Here is a 17,067-nt window from a genome sequence, read left to right as displayed (position 1 = left end):
GTCACATTCCGGGGTGCAGGATATGCGGTTGTGGCAGACGATTCGAACAACCTCCAGCAGGGCGCCGTCGACCGACAGGGCGCCATCGGGTCGTACGCGGCGATTGGCGACAGCTTCACCGAGGGAGTCGGCGACCCCGGCCCGGACGGAACGTTCGTCGGCTGGGCCGACCGGCTCGCGGTACTTCTCGCGGACCGGCTCCCGGAGCCCGGCATTCGGACGGATGCCGAGGGCTCACCCCTCTCCGTGCACGGGCACTTCCGGTACGCCAATCTCGCCGTACGAGGACGCCTCCTCGACCAGATAGTCGAGGAGCAGGTGCCCCGCGCCAAGGAACTCGCCCCCGATCTGGTGAGCTTCTGCGCCGGCGGCAACGACATCATCCGGCCGGGCACCGACCCGGACGACGTGGCTGAACGCTTCGAGCGGGCGGTCGCCGACCTCACGCGGTCGGTCGGCACCGTCATGGTCACCACCGGCTTCGACACCCGAGGCGTCCCCGTGCTGCGCCATCTGCGCGGCAAGATCGCCACCTACACCGCCCACGTCCGGGCCATCGCCGACCGCTACGGCTGCCCGGTCCTCGACCTGTGGTCGCTGCGCTCCGTGCAGGACCGGCGCGCCTGGGACGGCGACCGGCTGCACCTGTCGCCCGAGGGACACACCCGGGTCGCGCTGCGCGCCGCCCAGGTCCTCGGCCTGGACGTGCCGGCCGACCCGGACCAGGCGTGGCCGCCGCAGCCGCCGCGCGGCACGCTGGAGATCCGCCGCGACGACATCCACTGGGCGCGCGAATACCTCGTCCCGTGGATCGGACGACGCCTGCGCGGCGAGTCCTCCGGCGACCACGTCGAGCCGAAGCGGCCGGACCTGCTGCCGCTCTGACGGACCCGCTGCCGCTGTCCTCAGTCGCCCCGAGACCGCGTCGGGGCGACCGTGGACAGCGGCAGCGCCGCCGGAACGCGCTCCAGCACCCCGCCCGCGAACACGTCGTACAGCGGCAGCGTCTCCAGGTGCACATAGCCGATGTGGCAGTCGCAGACGGCGAGCGGGCAGGCCCTCGGGCCCAGCGCACGCCGGTAGCTCCCGTCGTACAGATTGCCCAGCTCCGCCCGGACGAAGTGGCAGCGGCGCACCGTGCCCTCCCCGTCCACCGAGATCACCGACTCACCGGTCCGGCAGGGCAGCCCCGCCGAGCGGTGCGGATGGCGGCTGTACGGGAACAGCGGATCGATCTCCGTCCACCGCTCCGCCTCCTCGTCCGTGTAGGTGTGCCCCTCGGCGGCGTTGACCCAGAGGTAGACCTCCTCCGGGAGCGCCGCCCGCAGCCGCCGCGCCTCGCCGAGATGGGCGTCGAACCCCACCACGCCCACGCTGTGCCGTACCCCGAGGTCCCTCAGCTCCGCGCACCGGCCGAGGAAACGCTCGTACGGCGTCTGCCCCGGGTGGTACGTGCACCAGAGCGCGATCCGCTCGCGGGCCGCCTCCGGCGCCTCGGCCAGCCACCGCGTACGCCCGCTCAGGTTCGTCTGGATCGCCACCCGGCGTACGTGCGGGAGGCCCGCCAGCTCCACGATCGACCTGCGGTACCAGGAGCGCACCAGGCCCTCGCCCCACGGCGTGAACAGCACCGAGATCCGGTCACCGCTCTGCGCCGCCACCCACGCCGTGAACCGTTCGAGCGCCGCCCGGTCCGCCAGCAGCTGCTCCCGGCTGTCGCGCCGCTTCGCGAACGGGCAGTACGGGCAGTCGTAGTCGCAGGAGGCGAGCGGGCCCCGGTAGAGAATCGTCAGGTCCACGGTCCCTCACTTCAGCTCGTACGCGGCCATCGCGGCCCGGACGGCGGGGGAGAAGAGTTCCGGGCCCAGCGCGTCCGAGTACGCCAGCCCCTCGGGCGACAGCCGCAGCAGACCCGGCGTCCCGGCGTCGAGCCAGCCCCGGGCCTCGAACCGGGCCAGCTCCTCGGGGAAGTCCTCGTAGGGCGAGGTGCCGAACCGTTCGCGGTAGTCCTCCACGGGCATGCCCCGCGCCTGGAGCACCGACTGGAGGAGATGGCGGCGGCGCGCCTCGTCCCCGTCCGTGTACCGCCCGACCTCGGCGCGGGAGAAGTCCTCGGTGGCGGTGTAGGCGTCGATGATGCCCCGGACCTCGCCCATCCGGACCGCGTAGTCGAAGGAGTAGTGCAGCCGCGAGGTGTAGGAGCGGGCGCCGCAGCCCAGGCCGATCATGCCGTCCGTCTGGCACGCGTAGTCGTCGGGCCCCTCCGCGCGCGGGGCGTCGGCGCGGCGGAACATCCGCATCGACACCTGCTCGTAGCCGTGGGCCAGGAGGTGGTCGCGGCCGGCCCGGTACAGGCGCAGGCGCTGCTCGTCCCAGGCCGCGTCGGCCTCTGCGGGGGAGCGTCGGCCGAGGGCGGTCAGCGGGCGCACGTACAGCGGGTAGAGGTACAGCTCCTCCGGGCGCCAGCGCAGCGCCGCGTCCAGTGAGGTGTGCCAGGTCCGCTCGGTCTGGCCGTCTATGCCGTAGATCAGATCGATGTTGAGCACGGGTATGGAGGCGTCCCGGATGGCGCCGAGGGCCCGCTCCACGTCGGCGGCGTGCTGCGGGCGCACCGCCGCGCGGGCCTCGGCCTCCACGAAGGACTGCACCCCGATGCTGACGCGGGTCGCGCCCCGCCGGGCGAGCACGGCGAGGCGGTCGGCGGTCGCGGTGGACGGGGACGTCTCCACGGACAGCGGCACGGAGCGCAGATCGGCGCCCATCCGCTTCTCCGCGATGTCGCACAGCCGCTCCAGCTCGCCCGCCGTCAGGAAGGTGGGCGTGCCCCCGCCGAACGCCGCCGCCGCGAACCGCACCGGCTCCGCGTCGCCCAGCGCGTCGCGCACGGCACTCGCCTGCCGGTCCAGCGCGTCGAGATAGCGCGAGGTCAGCTCGTCGGGGGCGCCGATCCGGGTGAACAGGTTGCAGAAGCCGCAGCGGACCTCGCAGAACGGGATGTGCATATAGAGGGAGAGCGCGTCCTTGCGTTCCCCCGCCCACAGCTCGTCCAGGGCCGGCCGCCCGCCGGGCTGCTCGGCGAGCGGGCGGTACGCCGTCTTGTGCGGGTAGGCGTACACATAGCTCTCGTACGGGCGGACGGTGTGCGTCACGGTCATCGGACGGCCCCCGGTTCCAGGAAGAAGTGGGCGTACGGGACGGTCCAGACGGACTCGTGGCCGAGCCGGTGGCCGGTGTAGCCGTCGTCGCCGTAGGCCGTGCCGTGGTCGGAGCAGACGATGGCGAAGGTACGGCGGCGGCTGCTCGCGGCGGCGAAGAGCCGGCCGATGTGGGCGTCCACGTACTCCAGGGCGGCGGCGTGCGTCGCACGGCTGTCACCGGCGTCGCGGGTGGCCCCGGGCGTGTGGAACCAGTTCGGCTGGTGGAGCGCGGAGACGTTGACGAACAGGAACAGCCGCTGCTCGGCGGGCAGGGCGGCGACCACCTCCTCGGCGCGGGCCACCTGCGCCTCGAACGAGGTGGGCGAGGGCACGCCGAACTCCGGCTCCCAGTGCGCCTCCTGGAACATCCCGGGGAGCACCGAACCGAGCGGCCCCCGAAGGTTGAAGAAGCCGACACCGCCGATGCACACCGTGCGGTAGCCCTCCTTCGCGAGCCCCGAGACCAGGTCCGGGGTGTCGAACACGAAGGTGCGCTCCGCCGTGGTCTCGCTGCCCGCGAACCGGGCGGCGAACAGCCGGGGGTGCGGCCCGGGCGTGGCCGGGGTGGGCAGGAACCCCGCGAACATCGCCTGGTGCGAGGCGTACGTGAAGCTGCCCGGGGCGTGCCGCTTCTCCCAGACGCCGCCCGGCAGATGGCGGGCCAGATGCGGGATGCGCCCGGCGGCGGCCAGCTCGGCCGCGACGTCGTACCGCAGGGTGTCCAGGGTGACGAACAGCAGGTCGTGGCTGCCCACGACCTCGCTCATATCGGGGTCGGAGGGGGCCGGGAAGTGCTCAGGGGGTCGTGCTGACACGGTCGTTCCTTGCTCGTTCCAGTACGGCGGCGAGCTGCGCCGCGTAGGTGTCCAGGCCCTCGGCGCCGCTGCCGGGCAGGCCGGTGAGCCCGGGCAGCAGATCCCCGAAGGCGTTGACCTCGCCGACGGCGAAGCGCCGCCAGCCGGTCAGGGGCAGCAGGTCGACGCCGACGCACAGGGTGTCCGGGAAGGCGGCGGCGGCCCGCTCGCAGATCGCCAGGGCCTCGCCCCAACTGCCGCCCGCCGCCCCGATCGCCGCCCGCACCTCGGCCAGGTCGCCGCGCGCCCCGCCCAGGTGCAGATTGGTCATCGGTGAGGTGCTGGTGCGCACCACGGCGTGGGTGGCCCGCCCGGCGACCACGACGACGCGCAGGTCGGCGGCCCGGCCGCGCCGGGTGGCCTTGGGCAGCCAGCGCTCGATGTGCAGCCCGTCCGGCGCCAGCGCGTCGACCACCGCCGCGACCTCGCGCTCCGTCGTGCAGCGGCGGACCCGCAGCGAGTTGTACAGCCGGCCGGCCCGGTCCCGCTCGACGGAGGTGGCCGCCCGGACCCGGCCGCCGGCCGCCGTCTCCACGGCCAGCACCCCGGAGGCGGACGAGCCGTGCGCGGGCTTCACGAACACCCGGGGCATGCGGTGGGCGGCGATCAGCTCCCGTACGTCGTCCCAGCCCCGCACGGGCGCCCCGGCCGGGCCCGAGGTCGGGGACGCGGGGACGGGGACCCCGGCCGCGTCCAGCACACCGTGGCACAGCCGCTTGTCGAAGAGCGTCGCGATGTCAGCCGGGTCGTCGAGCAGGTGGGCGCCCGCGTCGGCGGCGGCCCGGGCCACCTCGCGCACGGCGGCGGTGAACCGCGCGTACCAGAGGGCCGAACCCTCCACCCGGGTCGGCTCGTCGGCCCCGCGCAGCAGCCGGTCCACCTCCGCGTCCTCGCCCGGGGACTCGACGCGCACGGTCTCGCCGGGCAGGAAGCGCGCCCCGCCCGCCAGCACGTCGAGCCAGGACACCGTACGCGCCTCGGGCAGGCCGGCTGCGGCCACCGCGTCCTGGAACAGGGCGACGCGGCGGCTGCCCGGATTGCCGACGACCGCGAGGCGCGGCGGGCCGCTACTCGCTGACCGCGACATAGCGGGAATCGTCCTCGTCGTCCGGGTCCCAGTCGTCCGCCTCGCCGAGGTGGACATGGACGTCGTCGCGCTCGGACAGCTCCTTGAAGCGGTCCATCACCTCGTCGCTGAGGTAGTGGTGGTGCAGGTCCAGGGAGTCCAGATGGGTGAGCGGCTGACCTTCGAGCAGGGCCAGGCCGCCCGCGTCGCTGAGGGTGCCCATCGACAGCGACAGGGACTCCAGTTGCGCGACCACAGGGGCGGAGGCGACCGCCACGGCGATCTCGTCCTGGATCTCGCTGTTCTGGAGCCCGAGATGACGCAGCCGGGGGAAGTTGCCCCCGGACAGCAGGGGAGCCATGTCCGCCACCGTGGCGTCCCCCGCATACCACTGGGAGCCGAGCCACACCTCCAGCCGTTCCAGCGCGGGCAGTTCGCAGGCGCCGACCGCGCGCACGACGTGACCGGGCAGGCCGCCGGACTCGAAGCGCAGGGCCTTCAGCGCCTCGTGCCGCACCGGGTGCAGCTCCAGCGTCTCCTCGTTCAGCCCGCTGCCACCGCCTCGTACCACCAGCTCCTCCAGGCGGGGGAACGCCCGGAGCACCGGCGTGATGTCGCACATCTGGAGCCACGACACCTCGCACTCCTCGCCCACGACATCGGCGAGGAACAGAGCGCGCAGCGCCGGGAAACGGGCCGCGTCCGAGGTGATCAGCTCCACCACCGGAGCGAGCGAGCTGTAGTCGTCCTGCCACCAGGGGCCGATCACCAGGGCCCGGACCTGTGCCGGATCGACCGCAGTCAGGAAGTGCCGCCAGACGGCGGCGAACTCCGGGCCCTCCCAGGTGGATTCCAGCCGCCAGGCTATGGCGTCCGGCGTGGGGAGCGTCGCGGGCCACGGCCTGTCGTCGCCCGGCTCCGGCAGGGTGAAGACGGGCAGGTCGTGGAAGGAACAGGGGTGGTCGATGCCGGTCATCGCGCTGTCACTCCGAGACCGTGACGTAACGGCCCGCCGGGCCCCGGTTGTCCCACGGCTCACAGCGCTCCGAGAGGTCCACCCGCACCCCGTGCGGCGCCAGCGCCTCGGTGACGCGCTGCTCCATCGGCTCGGTGAGGAAGTGGTGGTGCAGGTCCAGCACATCGAGATGGGTCAGCGGCTGACCCTCCAGCAGGGCGGCCGCGCCCTCGTCGCCGAGCGTGCCGCAGGACAGGTCGAGGGTCTTGAGCCGGGCCACCAGCGGGGCCGAGGCCACCGCGGTCGCGATCTCGTTCTGGATCTCGCTGTTGCGCAGGCCGAGGTGGTGCAGGGCGGGGAAGCGCGTCCCGGCGAGCAGCGGCGCCAGATCCGACACATCGGCGTCGCCGCCGTAGGTCGAGACGCCGAGCCACAGGTCCAGCCGCTCCAGCGCGGGCAGTTCGCTCCCCAGGACACCGCGCACCACCTCGCGCGGCAGCCCGCCCGTCTCGATGGTCAGCGCCCGCAGCCGCTCGTGCTTCGCGGGCGGGAAGACCAGCTCGGAGCCGCCGCGCACACCCAGCTCCACCAGCGCGGGGAACGCGTCGAGCAGCGCGGTGACATCGCTCTGCTCGATCCAGGAGATCTCCGCCTCCTCCATCGTCAGATCCCCGACGAACACCGCCTCGAGAGAGGTCAGCCGGTCCGCGGCCGCGATGACGAGACCGATCGGATACGACGACTTCTCCTCGTACGACTCGCCCCACTGCCCGATGATCAGCGCCCGGACACCCGACGGATCGACCTCCGACAGGAAGGCGTCGAACTCCTCCTCCCAGGTGCCCTCGTCCTCGTAGGCGTCGATCGACACCCGCCAGGCGGCGGCATCGGCGGCGGGCCGTGGGCCGCCCTCCGCGCCGGACTGGAAATCGACGGCCGGAAGGCCGAGCAACTCGTGAAGGTGGTCCACGGACATGCCCTGAGCTCCTGATGACGGCGACGGATTGATGTCCGCAAGGTCTATCAAGGCCCACTGACAATGCCGCGACCGCCCCCGCCCGGTACGGCTCGACGGCCGATTGTCAGACCCCCGCCGTAGCGTTTTCGATGTGGCCGGCACACCGGGTGCTGCCACGGAGGGGAGAGGTCTGTGTACCGGCAGGGCGACGTACTGATCGTGCCACTGGAGGAGTCCGCGGTGCCCCCGCACCTCCTGGAGGCGACGGGCGAACTCCGCGACGCGCGGGGCCGGCTGGTGCTCGCGCTCGGCGAGGTCACCGGACACGCGCACGCCGTGCCGGGGCCCGGCCGGCTGATCCGGGAAGGCGGGGTCTTCGGCCCGATGCTGCTCCATCTCCCCGAGGGCGGACGCGTGGTCCACGAGGAGCACGCGACGATCCCGCTGCCCCAGGGCTGGTTCCGCGTGGTGCGCCAGCGGGAGTACGCGCCGGGGGCGGTCCGCATCGTCGCCGACTGAGCGACGGCACGGCCGTTGTGCGCGAAACCAAGGAATGCAGAGTGGAACAGGGGACGGGGAAACCGATGCAGTACGTGGACTCTTGGCGGGCCGTGGCGGCGGCGACGGGCGCGGCGGACCGGGCGGCCGCCGAGGACGGGGTGCGGCTCGCCTACCGCGGCGCGGGTCTGGCCGAGCCGGAGGAGTTCGTCTGGGCCGGCTCGCCGAGGGAGGCCGTGGAGGCCGTCGGGAAGCTGACCGGCCGGGGGCGCTCGGTCCGCGACGAGGTGCGCACCCGCCCCTGGGCGGAGGAACGGCGCCGGGTGTACGACGCCCTGGGCCCGGCCGGGTGGTCCGCCCTGTGGTCGGCCACCGGCGCCCAGCTCTGGGAGACCACGGCGGCCCTCGCCGAGCGGATACGGGCCGGGGTGGTCGCCGACCTCGCCGGTGAGGACACCGAGGCCGAGACCCGGGTGCGCCTGGCCCTGCTCGACGCGGTCCTCGGGCAGCACGACGCGGCATGGCTCGCCGCCTTCGACGGCCGGGGCGACCGGCTCGACGGACTGGCGGCGGTGGCGCGGAACGCGGGCTGGTGGTGGCCCTACGAGCGGGTCGTGGTGATCTGCGAGCGCCCGGAGGCCCTGCACCGCGACGAGGCGGGCCGCCTCGACCGGGGCGACGGCCCGGCGCTCTCCTACCCGGACGGCTTCGCCCTGTACGCCTGGCGCGGCATGCCCGTGCCCCGCGCCTTCCTGGACGAGCTGGCCGCGCTGACCCCGAAGCGCATCCGCGACGAGGAGAACGCGGAGCTGCGCCGCGTGATGCTGGAGTACTACGGCTACGACCGCTACCTCACGGAGTCGGGCGCCGAACCGGTCCACCGCGACGAGACGGGCATCCTCTGGCGGATCGCGCTCGCCGGTGACGAGGACGTCGTCATGGTCGAGGTGGTCAACTCGACGCCCGAGCCGGACGGCACCCACCGCACGTACTGGCTGCGGGTCCCGCCTGCCACCAGGACCGCCAGGGAGGGAGTCGCCTGGACCTTCGGCCTCGGCAGCGAGGTCTACGAGCCACTTCAGCAGACCTGACCGGGGGAGGGCGGCACAGAGAGAGGGGAAACGCGGTCAGGCCGTCAGGGCCTCGTGGTCGATGCCCAGTTCACGGGCGAGCGCCTGCTCGGTCCACTCCAGCATGGTGGCCCGGGACAGCGGACCGTTGTACGAGGTCATCTGCACGGCCAGCCCGTCCAGCAGCGCGGTCAGCCGCCAGGCCACGGACATCGGGTCGTCGCAGTGGAACTCGCCCGCCGCCGCGCCCTCCTCGATGACCTCGGCCAGCTCGGCCTTCCACTGCTGGTCGAGATCCCCGGCCACATTGCGCAGCGCCGGATCGCGGAGCGAGGCCGCCCAGCCCTCGATCCACAGCCGCCAGCCCTTGGCCTGGCCCGTCGGCGCGTACCAGCGGACGGCCGCGCGCAGCCTGCGTACGGCGGTCGTGCGGCGGCTCAACAGCTTGCGCAGATGGGCGAGATCGCTCTCGGCCGCGTGCGCGAAGGCCGCCGCGACCAGCTTCTCCTTGGTGGAGAAGTGATAGAGCACGAGTGCGTTGCTCACGCCGAGCACGGACGCCACATCGGCGATCCGCACGGCCGCGACACCGCGCACCTCGATCTGTTCGACGGCGGCACGCAGCAACTCCTCGCGCCGCTCCGCCACTCCCAACCGCACTCTCGCCACGCAATCACCCTAACCAATGCCCGCCCGGGGGCGGTCGGGCGGACCGGAGGCGGACAGGAGGTCCCGGTCAGCGGTACCAGCCGAAGCGTTCCGCCATCACCGGCAGCCGGTCGGCGGCCACCGCGTGCGCCGCCGCACGCGGGGTGCAGCCGTCCTCGGCCGCGCGGGCCAGCACCAGGCCGACCAACTCGCGCATCGCGCGCCGGGTGTGCGCGAACGCCTCGTCCGCGTCGGCGCCGATGTCTCCGAACAGGGTCCACCACCACCAGGCGTTGGTCCCGGAGTTGACCACCACATCGGGCAGCACGGTGATCCCGCGCCCCGCGAGCAACGCCTCCGCCTCCGGCAGCACCGGCATGTTGGCGGCCTCCACCACCCAGCGGGCCCGGATCCCGGCCTGGTTCACCGCGTCCACGGCGTAGGAAACGGCGGCCGGGACGAGCACCTCCGCGTCCTGGACCAGCCAGGCGTCGCCCGGCAGCTCCCGGTCACCGGCGCGCAGCGCGCCCCGGTCCACGGTGCCGTGCGCGTCCCGCGCGGCGAGCAGCGCCTCGACGTCGAGCCCGGCCGGATTCGCGATCGTGCCCTTGACGTCGGCTACGGCGACCACGCGCAGCCCGGCCCGGGACAGGAAGCGGGCGGTCGCCCCGCCCATGGTCCCGAGCCCCTGGAGCGCCACCCGCGCACCGTCGTACGCGATCCCGTCCCGGTCCAGCGCGGCGAGCGCGGCCTCGGCGACCCCGCAGCCGCCGACCAGCTCGTCCAGGCCGATGCCGTCCACTTCCAGCTCGAAGGCGTCGGCCAGCCGGCGCCGGGCCGCGGCCTCGTCCTCCAGGAGCGGGTAGACGGCCTGCACGGTGGAGACGAGACCGGCCTCCGCCGCCGCGCGGTCCACCAGGTCCTGGGAGAGGCCCAGGTCCTCCCCGGTCGTCCAGACGGTCTCGATGTACGGGCGCATCGCCCGCAGATAGCGGACCAGGACGCCGTAGGCCGCCGGGTCGCGCGGATCGCAGTCGATGCCGCCCTTGGCGCCGCCCAGCGGTATGTAGCGGGCGCCGGGCCGGTCCGCGTCGAAGTGCAGGGCCTCCTTCATCGTCATGCCCCGGGCCAGGCCGGCCACCTCCTCCAGGGTGCAGCCCGGGCGCATCCGCAGGCCGCCGCTGGACACCCCGCGCACCAGCCGGTCCACCACGAGGTGGCCCCGGCAGCCGGTGGCGTGGTCGGTCCAGGTCAGCGAGATGAGCGGGGCGGGCGGGGACACCGGAGGCGTCGTCATCGGGAGTGCTCCTCGGTCACTGTCGGCGGGCGGTCCTGGGCGGTCGGCGGGCCCGGGCCGGGAGGCGACCGGACCACGTACTGAACCGCCGGTCAGTATCGGGAGGCGGGGCGCCCCTGTCAACGCGGCGTCCGCCGTCGCGCCGCGCGGTGGCCGGAACGCACCGGTGCCCGGCGGCGGGTCGGGGGAACGGCAGGATCGCGTCCGGAAGGCGGAATCCTCCGCCGGGGCCGTTCGTTGCACCGGCATGACCGCATTCGATGCACGGCAGGAAGCGCTGCTCCGGCTCCTGGGCGAGAACGACGGTGGCGTCCTGGTGACCCTCAAGAAGGACGGCAGGCCCCAGCTGTCCAACGTCAACCACTTCTACTACCCGGACGAGCACATCGTCCGGGTCTCGGTCACCGAGGGCCGCGCCAAGACGCGGAACCTGCGCCGCGACCCGCGCGCGAGCTACCACGTCACCAGCGAGGACCGCTGGGCCTGGACGGTCGCGGAGGGCACCGCCGAGCTGTCCGCGACCGCCGCCGATCCCGCGGACGACACCGTGGAGGAGCTGATCCGGCTCTACCGCGACGTGCAGGGCGAGCACCCCGACTGGGACGACTACCGCGCCGCCATGGTCCGGGACCGGCGCATCGTCCTGAGCCTCCACGTCGAGCATGTGTACGGACAGGAGCGCGGGTAAAGCGGTGGGAGCGGGAACGCCCTCCACCGGGCGTTCCCCTCTCGCACTGTCTTACCCCTTGTCCATAATGGGACGACCCCGACTCCTCAGGAGACCCCGTGACCGGCGCTGACCACAGGCTTCCGCTCCGCACCCGGCTGCGTGCGCTGCGCCCCGCTGCCTTCGGGGCCGACCCGGACGGCGCACGCATGGAGCGCATCCGCCGTTCCCCCAACTTCGCCGACGGTGTCTTCCAGAACCCGGTGGGCGCGCGGATCAGACCCTCCGGTTCCACCCTGGAATTCGCCCGGGTCTACTTCCGCAAGGAGGAGCGGGTGCTCAGGGCCCCCGCCGCCCCGGTGCCCGTGCACGCCACGACCGTCGCCGACCTCGCCCGGCCGCCCGCCTCCGGGCTGCGGATCACCTGGATGGGCCATTCCAGCGTCCTCGCCGAGATCGACGGGCGGCGTGTGCTGTTCGACCCGGTCTGGGGCGGGCGCTGTTCCCCCTTCGCATTCGCCGGTCCCCGGCGCCTGCACCCGGCCCCGGCCCCGCTCGGCGCCCTGGGGCCGGTCGACGTGGTGGTGATCTCGCACGACCACTACGACCACCTCGACCTCCCGACGATCCGCGCCCTGGCCCGCACGGACACGGTCTTCGCGGTGCCGCTCGGCGTCGGCGCCCACCTGGAGCGCTGGGGCGTCGCGCCCGACCGGATCCGCGAGCTCGACTGGAACGAGACCACGACGGTCGGCGGCATCAGCCTCACCGCCACCCCCGCCCGCCACTTCTGCGGACGCGGCCTGCGCAACCAGCAGCACACGCTCTGGGCCTCCTGGGCCGTCGCCGGACCCGAGCACCGGATCTACCACAGCGGCGACACCGGATACTTCCCCGGCTTCCGGACCATCGGCGCCGAGCACGGCCCGTTCGACGCGACCATGATCCAGATCGGCGCGTACAGCCAGTACTGGTCCAAGGACCGTACGGACAGCATGCCGGAGCCGGGCGCCTGGCCGGACATCCACATGAGCCCCGACGAGGGCGTGCGCGCCCACCTCGACCTCCAGGGCGACGACCCCGGCGCGGGCGTCATGCTCCCGATCCACTGGGGGACGTTCAACCTCGCGCTGCACCCCTGGGCGGAGCCCGCCGAGTGGTCGATGCGCGCCACCGACTCCGTGGGCGTGACCATGGTCGCCCCGCGTCCCGGCCAGCCCTTCGAGCCCGCCGATCCGCCGCCCGTCGACCCGTGGTGGCGGGCCGTCGCCGCCGAACCGGCCCCCGGCTGGGGCAACTGGCCCCCGGTCCACGTAGAACTCCACGAAGCGCCGGCCGGCGCGAGCCCCGGGGCCGGCCGGGAGCGCGACCGGACGCCTCAGCCCTGAGTCCCCGCGATGCTGCGGGTGCACTTCACCCCCGACGATCTCGCACGGGTCCGGGTGGCGCCCGGGCCCGACTTCCTGTGGGAGATCAGCAACAGTGTGCAGACCCTCCAGCGGCGCGACGGCGAGCGGGAGTTCGGCGCCTGGCGGCGCTGGGCGCGGCCCCGGCTCTCCGCCAGCCCGCGCCTGCTCTCCCGCCTGCTGCCGCCGCGCGGCTACTCACCGGACTTCCTCACACCGACGACCGGTGACCGGGGCTCCCTCCAGGCATCCGTCGACGTCCTGCTGAGCACCCCGCGCCGGCGGCTGCGCGCCGAGCTGGAACGGCTCGCCCCGCCCGTACGCCTGCCGGGCTGGCTCGGGGAACTGGCCGGTGGGGACGCGGAGGCCCTGCGCGAGCTGGGCGGAGCCCTGCACACGTACCAGCGGGAGGCGCTGGCCCCGCACTGGCGCCGGGTGCACGCCGACATCGACGCCGACCGCGCCCTGCGGCTGCGCAGCCTCCTCGACGGAGGCACCGAGGCGCTGCTCGCCGGGCTCGGACCGCAGTTCCGCTGGCGGGCGCCCGTCCTCGAAGCGGCGTACCCCGTCGACCAGGACCTGTGGCTGCGCGGCCGCGGCCTCGTCCTCCAGCCGTCGTTCTTCTGCTGGCCCACCCCGGCCACGCTGGCCGACGGCGAACTGCCGCCCGTGCTGGTCCACCCCATCCACCACACCCCCGACTGGTGCGCCCCCGCCCGGGGCACCCGCCCCGCGCCCGGACCCCTCGGACCGCTGCTCGGCCACACCCGCGCCGGTGTCCTGCGCGCCACCCGCACCGGCTGCTCGACCCTGGAGGCGGCCCGGCTCCTCGGCGTGACCCACCCCGCCGTCAGCCAGCACCTGAACGTGCTGAGGGAGGCGGGGCTCGTCACCACCGTGCGCCGGGCCGGGCGCTCCTTCCACGTCGCGACCGCCGAGGGGCGCGCCCTGCTGGCCGTTGAGGACCCGCCCGCCGGGTGACGGCTCGTCACCTGCGCGCGTAAGCACCAGCTTTCGGTCCTTGCGGGCCCCATGGCGACGGCACCACGCTGGTGGCCCGAAGAGCACGGCCGTTCCGCACCCAAGGCCCGTCCCCCACCCCCAGGAGCCTTCATGCGCAGGAGACTCGTGTCCGCCGCCGTCGCCGCGGTCGCCCTCGGAGCCCTCGTCCAGCCCGGCACCGCCTTCGCCTCGGTGGACCCGCACATCGGCGCCGCCGCCGTCACCGCCCACGGATCGTCGGCCGGGACCGCCGTCATCAGCGGGCACAACCAACCCGGCACCCGGATCACGGTGGACGCCGGCAGCACCGCCACCGCGCACTGGCTGGACGTCGACTACCAGGTCCAGGAGACCGGTTACTGGTGCGGACCCGCCGCCACCCGCATCGCGCTCTCCGCCCGCATCGCCCCGCCCAGCCAGTCCGACCTGGCCTGGCAGCTCGGCACCACCGTGAACGGCACCGACCACATATCCCAGGTCACCGGAGTGCTCAACGCCAACCTCGGCGGCGGCTGGTACGAGACCAAGGAAATGCCCAACGACCCGCCCACCCAGGCCCAGCGCGACCTGCTCTGGTACGACGTCGTCTTCGACATCGACCGCAACTACCCGCTGGTCACCAACATCGTGGCCCCGCCGGGCAACCAGCCGCCCGGCTACCCGTCGAACCAGACGATCTACCACTACTTCACGGTCATCGGCTACGACGACGCCGACCGCACCGTCCTCATCGCGGATCCCGCCTCCTTCGGCGGCAACCAGATCTACTGGCTCTCCTTCGACCAACTCGCCACCCTGATCCCGCCGAAGGGCTATTCGGCCTGACCGGCACGGACGCGCGCGGGCCCCCTCGGCACAGGCCGAGGGGGCCCGCGCGCGTCCGTGCCCCGGAAACCGGCCCGTAGGAATCGGTCGCCCGTACGAGCGCTCATACCAGAGCGGGACGGATGGCGGGCAAGTTCCACAACTGCCCATCACGGCCGTACTCCTGGCGACTACCGTGTGTGCCCGGTGATCAACGGTGGGCTCATATTCTCCGGGCCTGCCCGGCCGATGACCCGAGAATGCCCGACCACCGTAGGTGCCACCACATGTACGCAGATGCCTGGGGCCCCACGTACCGAGGACGCTGATGTCTCAACTTCGCGCACCCGACGCGCGACCCGACCGACGAGAGGGCGGGCGGCACGGCCGACCGGGCGCCCGTTCCCACTCGGCCGCGGCCAGACCACGCGCCGCCCGCCCGACCCCCGAGGCGCGCATACGCCCTCAACTCCTGCGCACCGCCGTGCTGCCGGCCCTCGCGGTCGCCCTCGCCGGCGCCGCGGCCGTCGTCTTCACCGCCCGCGCGGGCCACGCACGCCCGTCCACGGAGCTGTGGATCGCCCTCGGCTCGGCGGCCGCGCTCGCGCTCGCCGCCGTCCTCGCCGCCTTCCTGGCCGCCAACCGGGCCGCCACCACGGTCTTCGGCCGCTGCCTGGCGCTGCGCCGCACCAGCGCCCAGGGCCAGGCCGAACTCCAACGCGTCGTGGAACAGCTGCGCAACGGCGAACCCGTCCCCGTCCGGCGCGCCCCGCAGAGCCCGCCGCCCGGCGGCGACCCCTTCGAGCTGCTGGCCCAGGAGCTGGGCCGCCAGCAGGAGGCCGCCGTGGTCGCGGTCGTCGAGGCCTCCCGGCTCTCCGAGCCCAGCGGCGAGGACCAGAAGGTCGAGGTCTTCGTCAACCTCGCCCGCCGCCTCCAGTCGCTCGTGCACCGCGAGATCCAGCTGCTGGACGAGCTCGAGCACGAGGTCGAGGACCCGGACCTGCTCAAGGGCCTCTTCCACGTCGACCACCTCGCCACCCGCATCCGCCGCCACGCCGAGAACCTCGCCGTGCTCGGCGGCGCCGTCTCCCGCCGCCAGTGGAGCAACCCGGTCACCATGACCGAGGTGCTGCGCTCGGCCATCGCCGAGGTCGAGCAGTACCCCCGGGTCAAGCTCGTCCCCCGATCGACGGCACCCTGCGCGGACACGCCGTGGCCGACGTCATCCACCTCCTCGCCGAACTCGTGGAGAACGCCACGGTGTTCTCCGCCCCGCACACCCAGGTCCTGCTGCGCGCCCAGCGCGTCACCGCCGGGCTCGCCCTGGAGGTCGAGGACCGCGGGCTCGGCATGCCCGGCGACGAGCAGAAGCGGATGAACGCCCTGCTCACCGACCCCGACCAGGTCAATGTCGCCCGCCTCCTCCAGGACGGCCGCATCGGCCTCTTCGTCGTCGCCTCACTGGCCCGGCGGCACGGCATCGCCGTACGGCTCCAGAGCAACATCTACGGAGGCACCCAGGCCGTCCTGGTCCTCCCGCAGACCCTGCTCGGCGCGGACGAGGACGCCCCCGGCGCGGCCGGCGAAGCGCCCGTCCCGCCCCCGGGCCCGTGCACCGCCCGCCGCCCCTGGAGGACCGCCCGGCACCGCGAGACCCCGCGCCCGCCCCCGAGCCGGAACGCCGGCCCTACGTCCCCAGCCAGCAGCCCGGCCCGCACCGGGCACCGCAGCAGCCGGGCCCGGCCCGCCAGGACGAGGCGCCGCCGCTGCCCCTGCGCGCCGAGCGCGTGGACCGGCCGGCGGACGACACCCGGCCCGCCGCCCCGTCCGACGACGCGACCGCGCCGAAGACCGCGGCCGACCGGCCCCTGCTGCCCAGGCGCGCCAACCAGGAACACCTGGTCCCGCAGCTCAGGGAGGCACCCGCGCCCCGGTCCGCGGACGAACCCGTCCTGCACGACCCCGGGCTCGTCGCCGCCTTCCGGCGCGGCATCGACCTCGCCGAGGCCCGGGCCGAGGCCGAGCAGGAGCCCGCGCAGGAGGCGCCCGCCGGTGCCACGCACATGACGACGGCCGCCCAGCTCGGCGCGCCGGCCCGGCCGCTCCCCGTCCGGGGCGCCGCCCAGCCCGCGCAACTGCACGGAGCGGGCGCCCACCCCGGCGAACACGACCCACTCGCAGCGAACCCCATCAAGGAGTAGATGCCCCATGGCGACCGATACGCCGTCCGGTCAGGTCTCGGACCTCGACTGGCTGCTGAGCGGCCTGGTCCAGCGCGTGCCGTACACCCGCAGCGCGGTCCTGCTCTCCGCCGACGGGCTGGTGAAGTCCCTCCACGGCATGGACGCCGACAGCGCCGACCACATGGCGGCGCTGGCGGCCGGCCTCTACTCGCTCGGCCGCAGCGCCGGGGCGAGGTTCGGGGACAACGGCGAGGTGCGGCAGGTGGTCGTGGAGCTCGACTCGACGCTCCTCTTCGTCGCCACCGCCGGCTCCGGCACCTGTCTGGCCGTCCTCGCCGGCCGCAACGCCGACGCCGCCGTCCTCGGCTACGAGATGACCATGCTGGTCAAGAGTGTGCGTCCCTATCTGATGACCCCGGTGAGACAGACGGCCGGGGCACCGGGCACCGCGGGGCTGTGACC

16 protein-coding genes and 1 pseudogene are annotated in these 17,067 nt (G+C 74.0%); 9 read left to right on the top strand and 8 right to left on the bottom strand.

Going from position 1 to position 17,067, the window contains the following annotated elements:
• The first annotated feature begins 30 nt into the window (after nucleotides 1–30).
• Complete coding sequence (locus NEH16_RS03300) at nucleotides 31–885, top strand: SGNH/GDSL hydrolase family protein (RefSeq protein ID WP_265539037.1); 855 nt, start codon at nucleotides 31–33, stop codon at nucleotides 883–885.
• A 20-nt stretch (nucleotides 886–905) separates the two neighbouring features.
• Here NEH16_RS03300 and NEH16_RS03295 read toward each other — a convergent pair whose 3' ends face one another.
• From NEH16_RS03295 to NEH16_RS03270, 6 genes are read right to left on the bottom strand one after another with little or no spacing between them, the layout of a single operon-like run.
• Nucleotides 906–1,799: an STM4011 family radical SAM protein gene (locus tag NEH16_RS03295; RefSeq protein WP_265539035.1), complete on the bottom strand. Its 894-nt coding sequence runs from the start codon at nucleotides 1,797–1,799 to the stop codon at nucleotides 906–908.
• A 6-nt stretch (nucleotides 1,800–1,805) separates the two neighbouring features.
• Nucleotides 1,806–3,155, bottom strand: a complete 1,350-nt coding sequence (locus NEH16_RS03290) for an STM4012 family radical SAM protein (RefSeq protein WP_265539033.1) — start codon at nucleotides 3,153–3,155, stop codon at nucleotides 1,806–1,808.
• On the bottom strand, nucleotides 3,152–3,964 hold the full coding sequence (locus NEH16_RS03285; RefSeq protein ID WP_265547044.1) for an STM4013/SEN3800 family hydrolase: 813 nt from the start codon (nucleotides 3,962–3,964) through the stop codon (nucleotides 3,152–3,154). Before NEH16_RS03285 ends, NEH16_RS03290 begins: the two co-directional genes overlap by 4 nt.
• A 28-nt stretch (nucleotides 3,965–3,992) precedes the next feature.
• Nucleotides 3,993–5,138, bottom strand: a complete 1,146-nt coding sequence (locus tag NEH16_RS03280) for an STM4014 family protein (RefSeq protein WP_265539031.1) — start codon at nucleotides 5,136–5,138, stop codon at nucleotides 3,993–3,995.
• Nucleotides 5,119–6,093, bottom strand: coding sequence for an STM4015 family protein (locus NEH16_RS03275; protein WP_265539029.1), 975 nt, complete (start codon nucleotides 6,091–6,093; stop codon nucleotides 5,119–5,121). Before NEH16_RS03275 ends, NEH16_RS03280 begins: the two co-directional genes overlap by 20 nt.
• A gap of 7 nt (nucleotides 6,094–6,100) precedes the next feature.
• Complete coding sequence (locus tag NEH16_RS03270) at nucleotides 6,101–7,048, bottom strand: STM4015 family protein (RefSeq protein WP_265539027.1); 948 nt, start codon at nucleotides 7,046–7,048, stop codon at nucleotides 6,101–6,103.
• Nucleotides 7,049–7,222: 174 nt separating this feature from the next.
• On the opposite strand from NEH16_RS03270, the gene NEH16_RS03265 reads away from it, so the two are divergent.
• On the top strand, nucleotides 7,223–7,549 hold the full coding sequence (locus tag NEH16_RS03265; RefSeq protein ID WP_073965666.1) for a hypothetical protein: 327 nt from the start codon (nucleotides 7,223–7,225) through the stop codon (nucleotides 7,547–7,549).
• A gap of 65 nt (nucleotides 7,550–7,614) precedes the next feature.
• Nucleotides 7,615–8,619: a DUF6745 domain-containing protein gene (locus NEH16_RS03260; RefSeq protein WP_265539025.1), complete on the top strand. Its 1,005-nt coding sequence runs from the start codon at nucleotides 7,615–7,617 to the stop codon at nucleotides 8,617–8,619.
• A gap of 36 nt (nucleotides 8,620–8,655) precedes the next feature.
• On the opposite strand, the gene NEH16_RS03255 is transcribed toward NEH16_RS03260, so the two are convergent.
• Together NEH16_RS03255 and NEH16_RS03250 are read right to left on the bottom strand one after the other, a co-directional pair.
• Nucleotides 8,656–9,246, bottom strand: a complete 591-nt coding sequence (locus NEH16_RS03255; RefSeq protein WP_073965664.1) for a TetR/AcrR family transcriptional regulator — start codon at nucleotides 9,244–9,246, stop codon at nucleotides 8,656–8,658.
• Nucleotides 9,247–9,334: 88 nt separating this feature from the next.
• Entirely contained in the window at nucleotides 9,335–10,543 is a 1,209-nt protein-coding gene (locus NEH16_RS03250; protein WP_265539023.1) for a Glu/Leu/Phe/Val dehydrogenase dimerization domain-containing protein, read from the bottom strand.
• Between the two features lie 247 nt (nucleotides 10,544–10,790).
• On the opposite strand from NEH16_RS03250, the gene NEH16_RS03245 reads away from it, so the two are divergent.
• From NEH16_RS03245 to NEH16_RS03220, 6 genes and pseudogenes are all read left to right on the top strand, one after another.
• A complete protein-coding gene (locus tag NEH16_RS03245) occupies nucleotides 10,791–11,231 on the top strand; it encodes a PPOX class F420-dependent oxidoreductase (protein ID WP_265539021.1) in 441 nt (146 codons plus the stop codon).
• Nucleotides 11,232–11,329: 98 nt separating this feature from the next.
• Nucleotides 11,330–12,598, top strand: a complete 1,269-nt coding sequence (locus NEH16_RS03240) for an MBL fold metallo-hydrolase (RefSeq protein ID WP_265539019.1) — start codon at nucleotides 11,330–11,332, stop codon at nucleotides 12,596–12,598.
• Between the two features lie 9 nt (nucleotides 12,599–12,607).
• Nucleotides 12,608–13,597, top strand: a complete 990-nt coding sequence (locus NEH16_RS03235; protein WP_265539017.1) for an ArsR/SmtB family transcription factor — start codon at nucleotides 12,608–12,610, stop codon at nucleotides 13,595–13,597.
• Between the two features lie 132 nt (nucleotides 13,598–13,729).
• Nucleotides 13,730–14,443 (top strand): C39 family peptidase, encoded by a 714-nt coding sequence (locus tag NEH16_RS03230; RefSeq protein WP_265539014.1) that lies wholly within the window; start codon nucleotides 13,730–13,732, stop codon nucleotides 14,441–14,443.
• Between the two features lie 307 nt (nucleotides 14,444–14,750).
• Nucleotides 14,751–16,623: pseudogene (locus NEH16_RS03225) on the top strand (ATP-binding protein).
• Nucleotides 16,624–16,630: 7 nt separating this feature from the next.
• Complete coding sequence (locus tag NEH16_RS03220) at nucleotides 16,631–17,065, top strand: roadblock/LC7 domain-containing protein (protein WP_265539012.1); 435 nt, start codon at nucleotides 16,631–16,633, stop codon at nucleotides 17,063–17,065.
• Nucleotides 17,066–17,067 lie beyond the last annotated feature (2 nt).

This window comes from Streptomyces drozdowiczii (genome assembly GCF_026167665.1).
GTDB lineage: Bacteria > Actinomycetota > Actinomycetes > Streptomycetales > Streptomycetaceae > Streptomyces > Streptomyces drozdowiczii_A.
The sequence above is the reverse complement of the archived record's forward strand: the minus strand, read 5'-3'. Positions and strand labels throughout refer to the sequence as shown.

Excerpts from the sequence above, each read along its gene's own strand:
- NEH16_RS03280 (WP_265539031.1), bottom strand. The coding sequence starts at position 5,138 with ATGTCGCGGTCAGCGAGTAGCGGCCCGCCGCGCCTCGCGGTCGTCGGC.
- NEH16_RS03260 (WP_265539025.1), top strand. The coding sequence starts at position 7,615 with ATGCAGTACGTGGACTCTTGGCGGGCCGTGGCGGCGGCGACGGGCGCG.
- NEH16_RS03285 (WP_265547044.1), bottom strand. The coding sequence starts at position 3,964 with ATGAGCGAGGTCGTGGGCAGCCACGACCTGCTGTTCGTCACCCTGGAC.
- NEH16_RS03220 (WP_265539012.1), top strand. The coding sequence starts at position 16,631 with ATGGCGACCGATACGCCGTCCGGTCAGGTCTCGGACCTCGACTGGCTG.
- NEH16_RS03275 (WP_265539029.1), bottom strand. The coding sequence starts at position 6,093 with ATGACCGGCATCGACCACCCCTGTTCCTTCCACGACCTGCCCGTCTTC.
- NEH16_RS03230 (WP_265539014.1), top strand. The coding sequence starts at position 13,730 with ATGCGCAGGAGACTCGTGTCCGCCGCCGTCGCCGCGGTCGCCCTCGGA.
- NEH16_RS03290 (WP_265539033.1), bottom strand. The coding sequence starts at position 3,155 with ATGACCGTGACGCACACCGTCCGCCCGTACGAGAGCTATGTGTACGCC.
- NEH16_RS03235 (WP_265539017.1), top strand. The coding sequence starts at position 12,608 with ATGCTGCGGGTGCACTTCACCCCCGACGATCTCGCACGGGTCCGGGTG.
- NEH16_RS03245 (WP_265539021.1), top strand. The coding sequence starts at position 10,791 with ATGACCGCATTCGATGCACGGCAGGAAGCGCTGCTCCGGCTCCTGGGC.
- NEH16_RS03250 (WP_265539023.1), bottom strand. The coding sequence starts at position 10,543 with ATGACGACGCCTCCGGTGTCCCCGCCCGCCCCGCTCATCTCGCTGACC.
- NEH16_RS03270 (WP_265539027.1), bottom strand. The coding sequence starts at position 7,048 with ATGTCCGTGGACCACCTTCACGAGTTGCTCGGCCTTCCGGCCGTCGAT.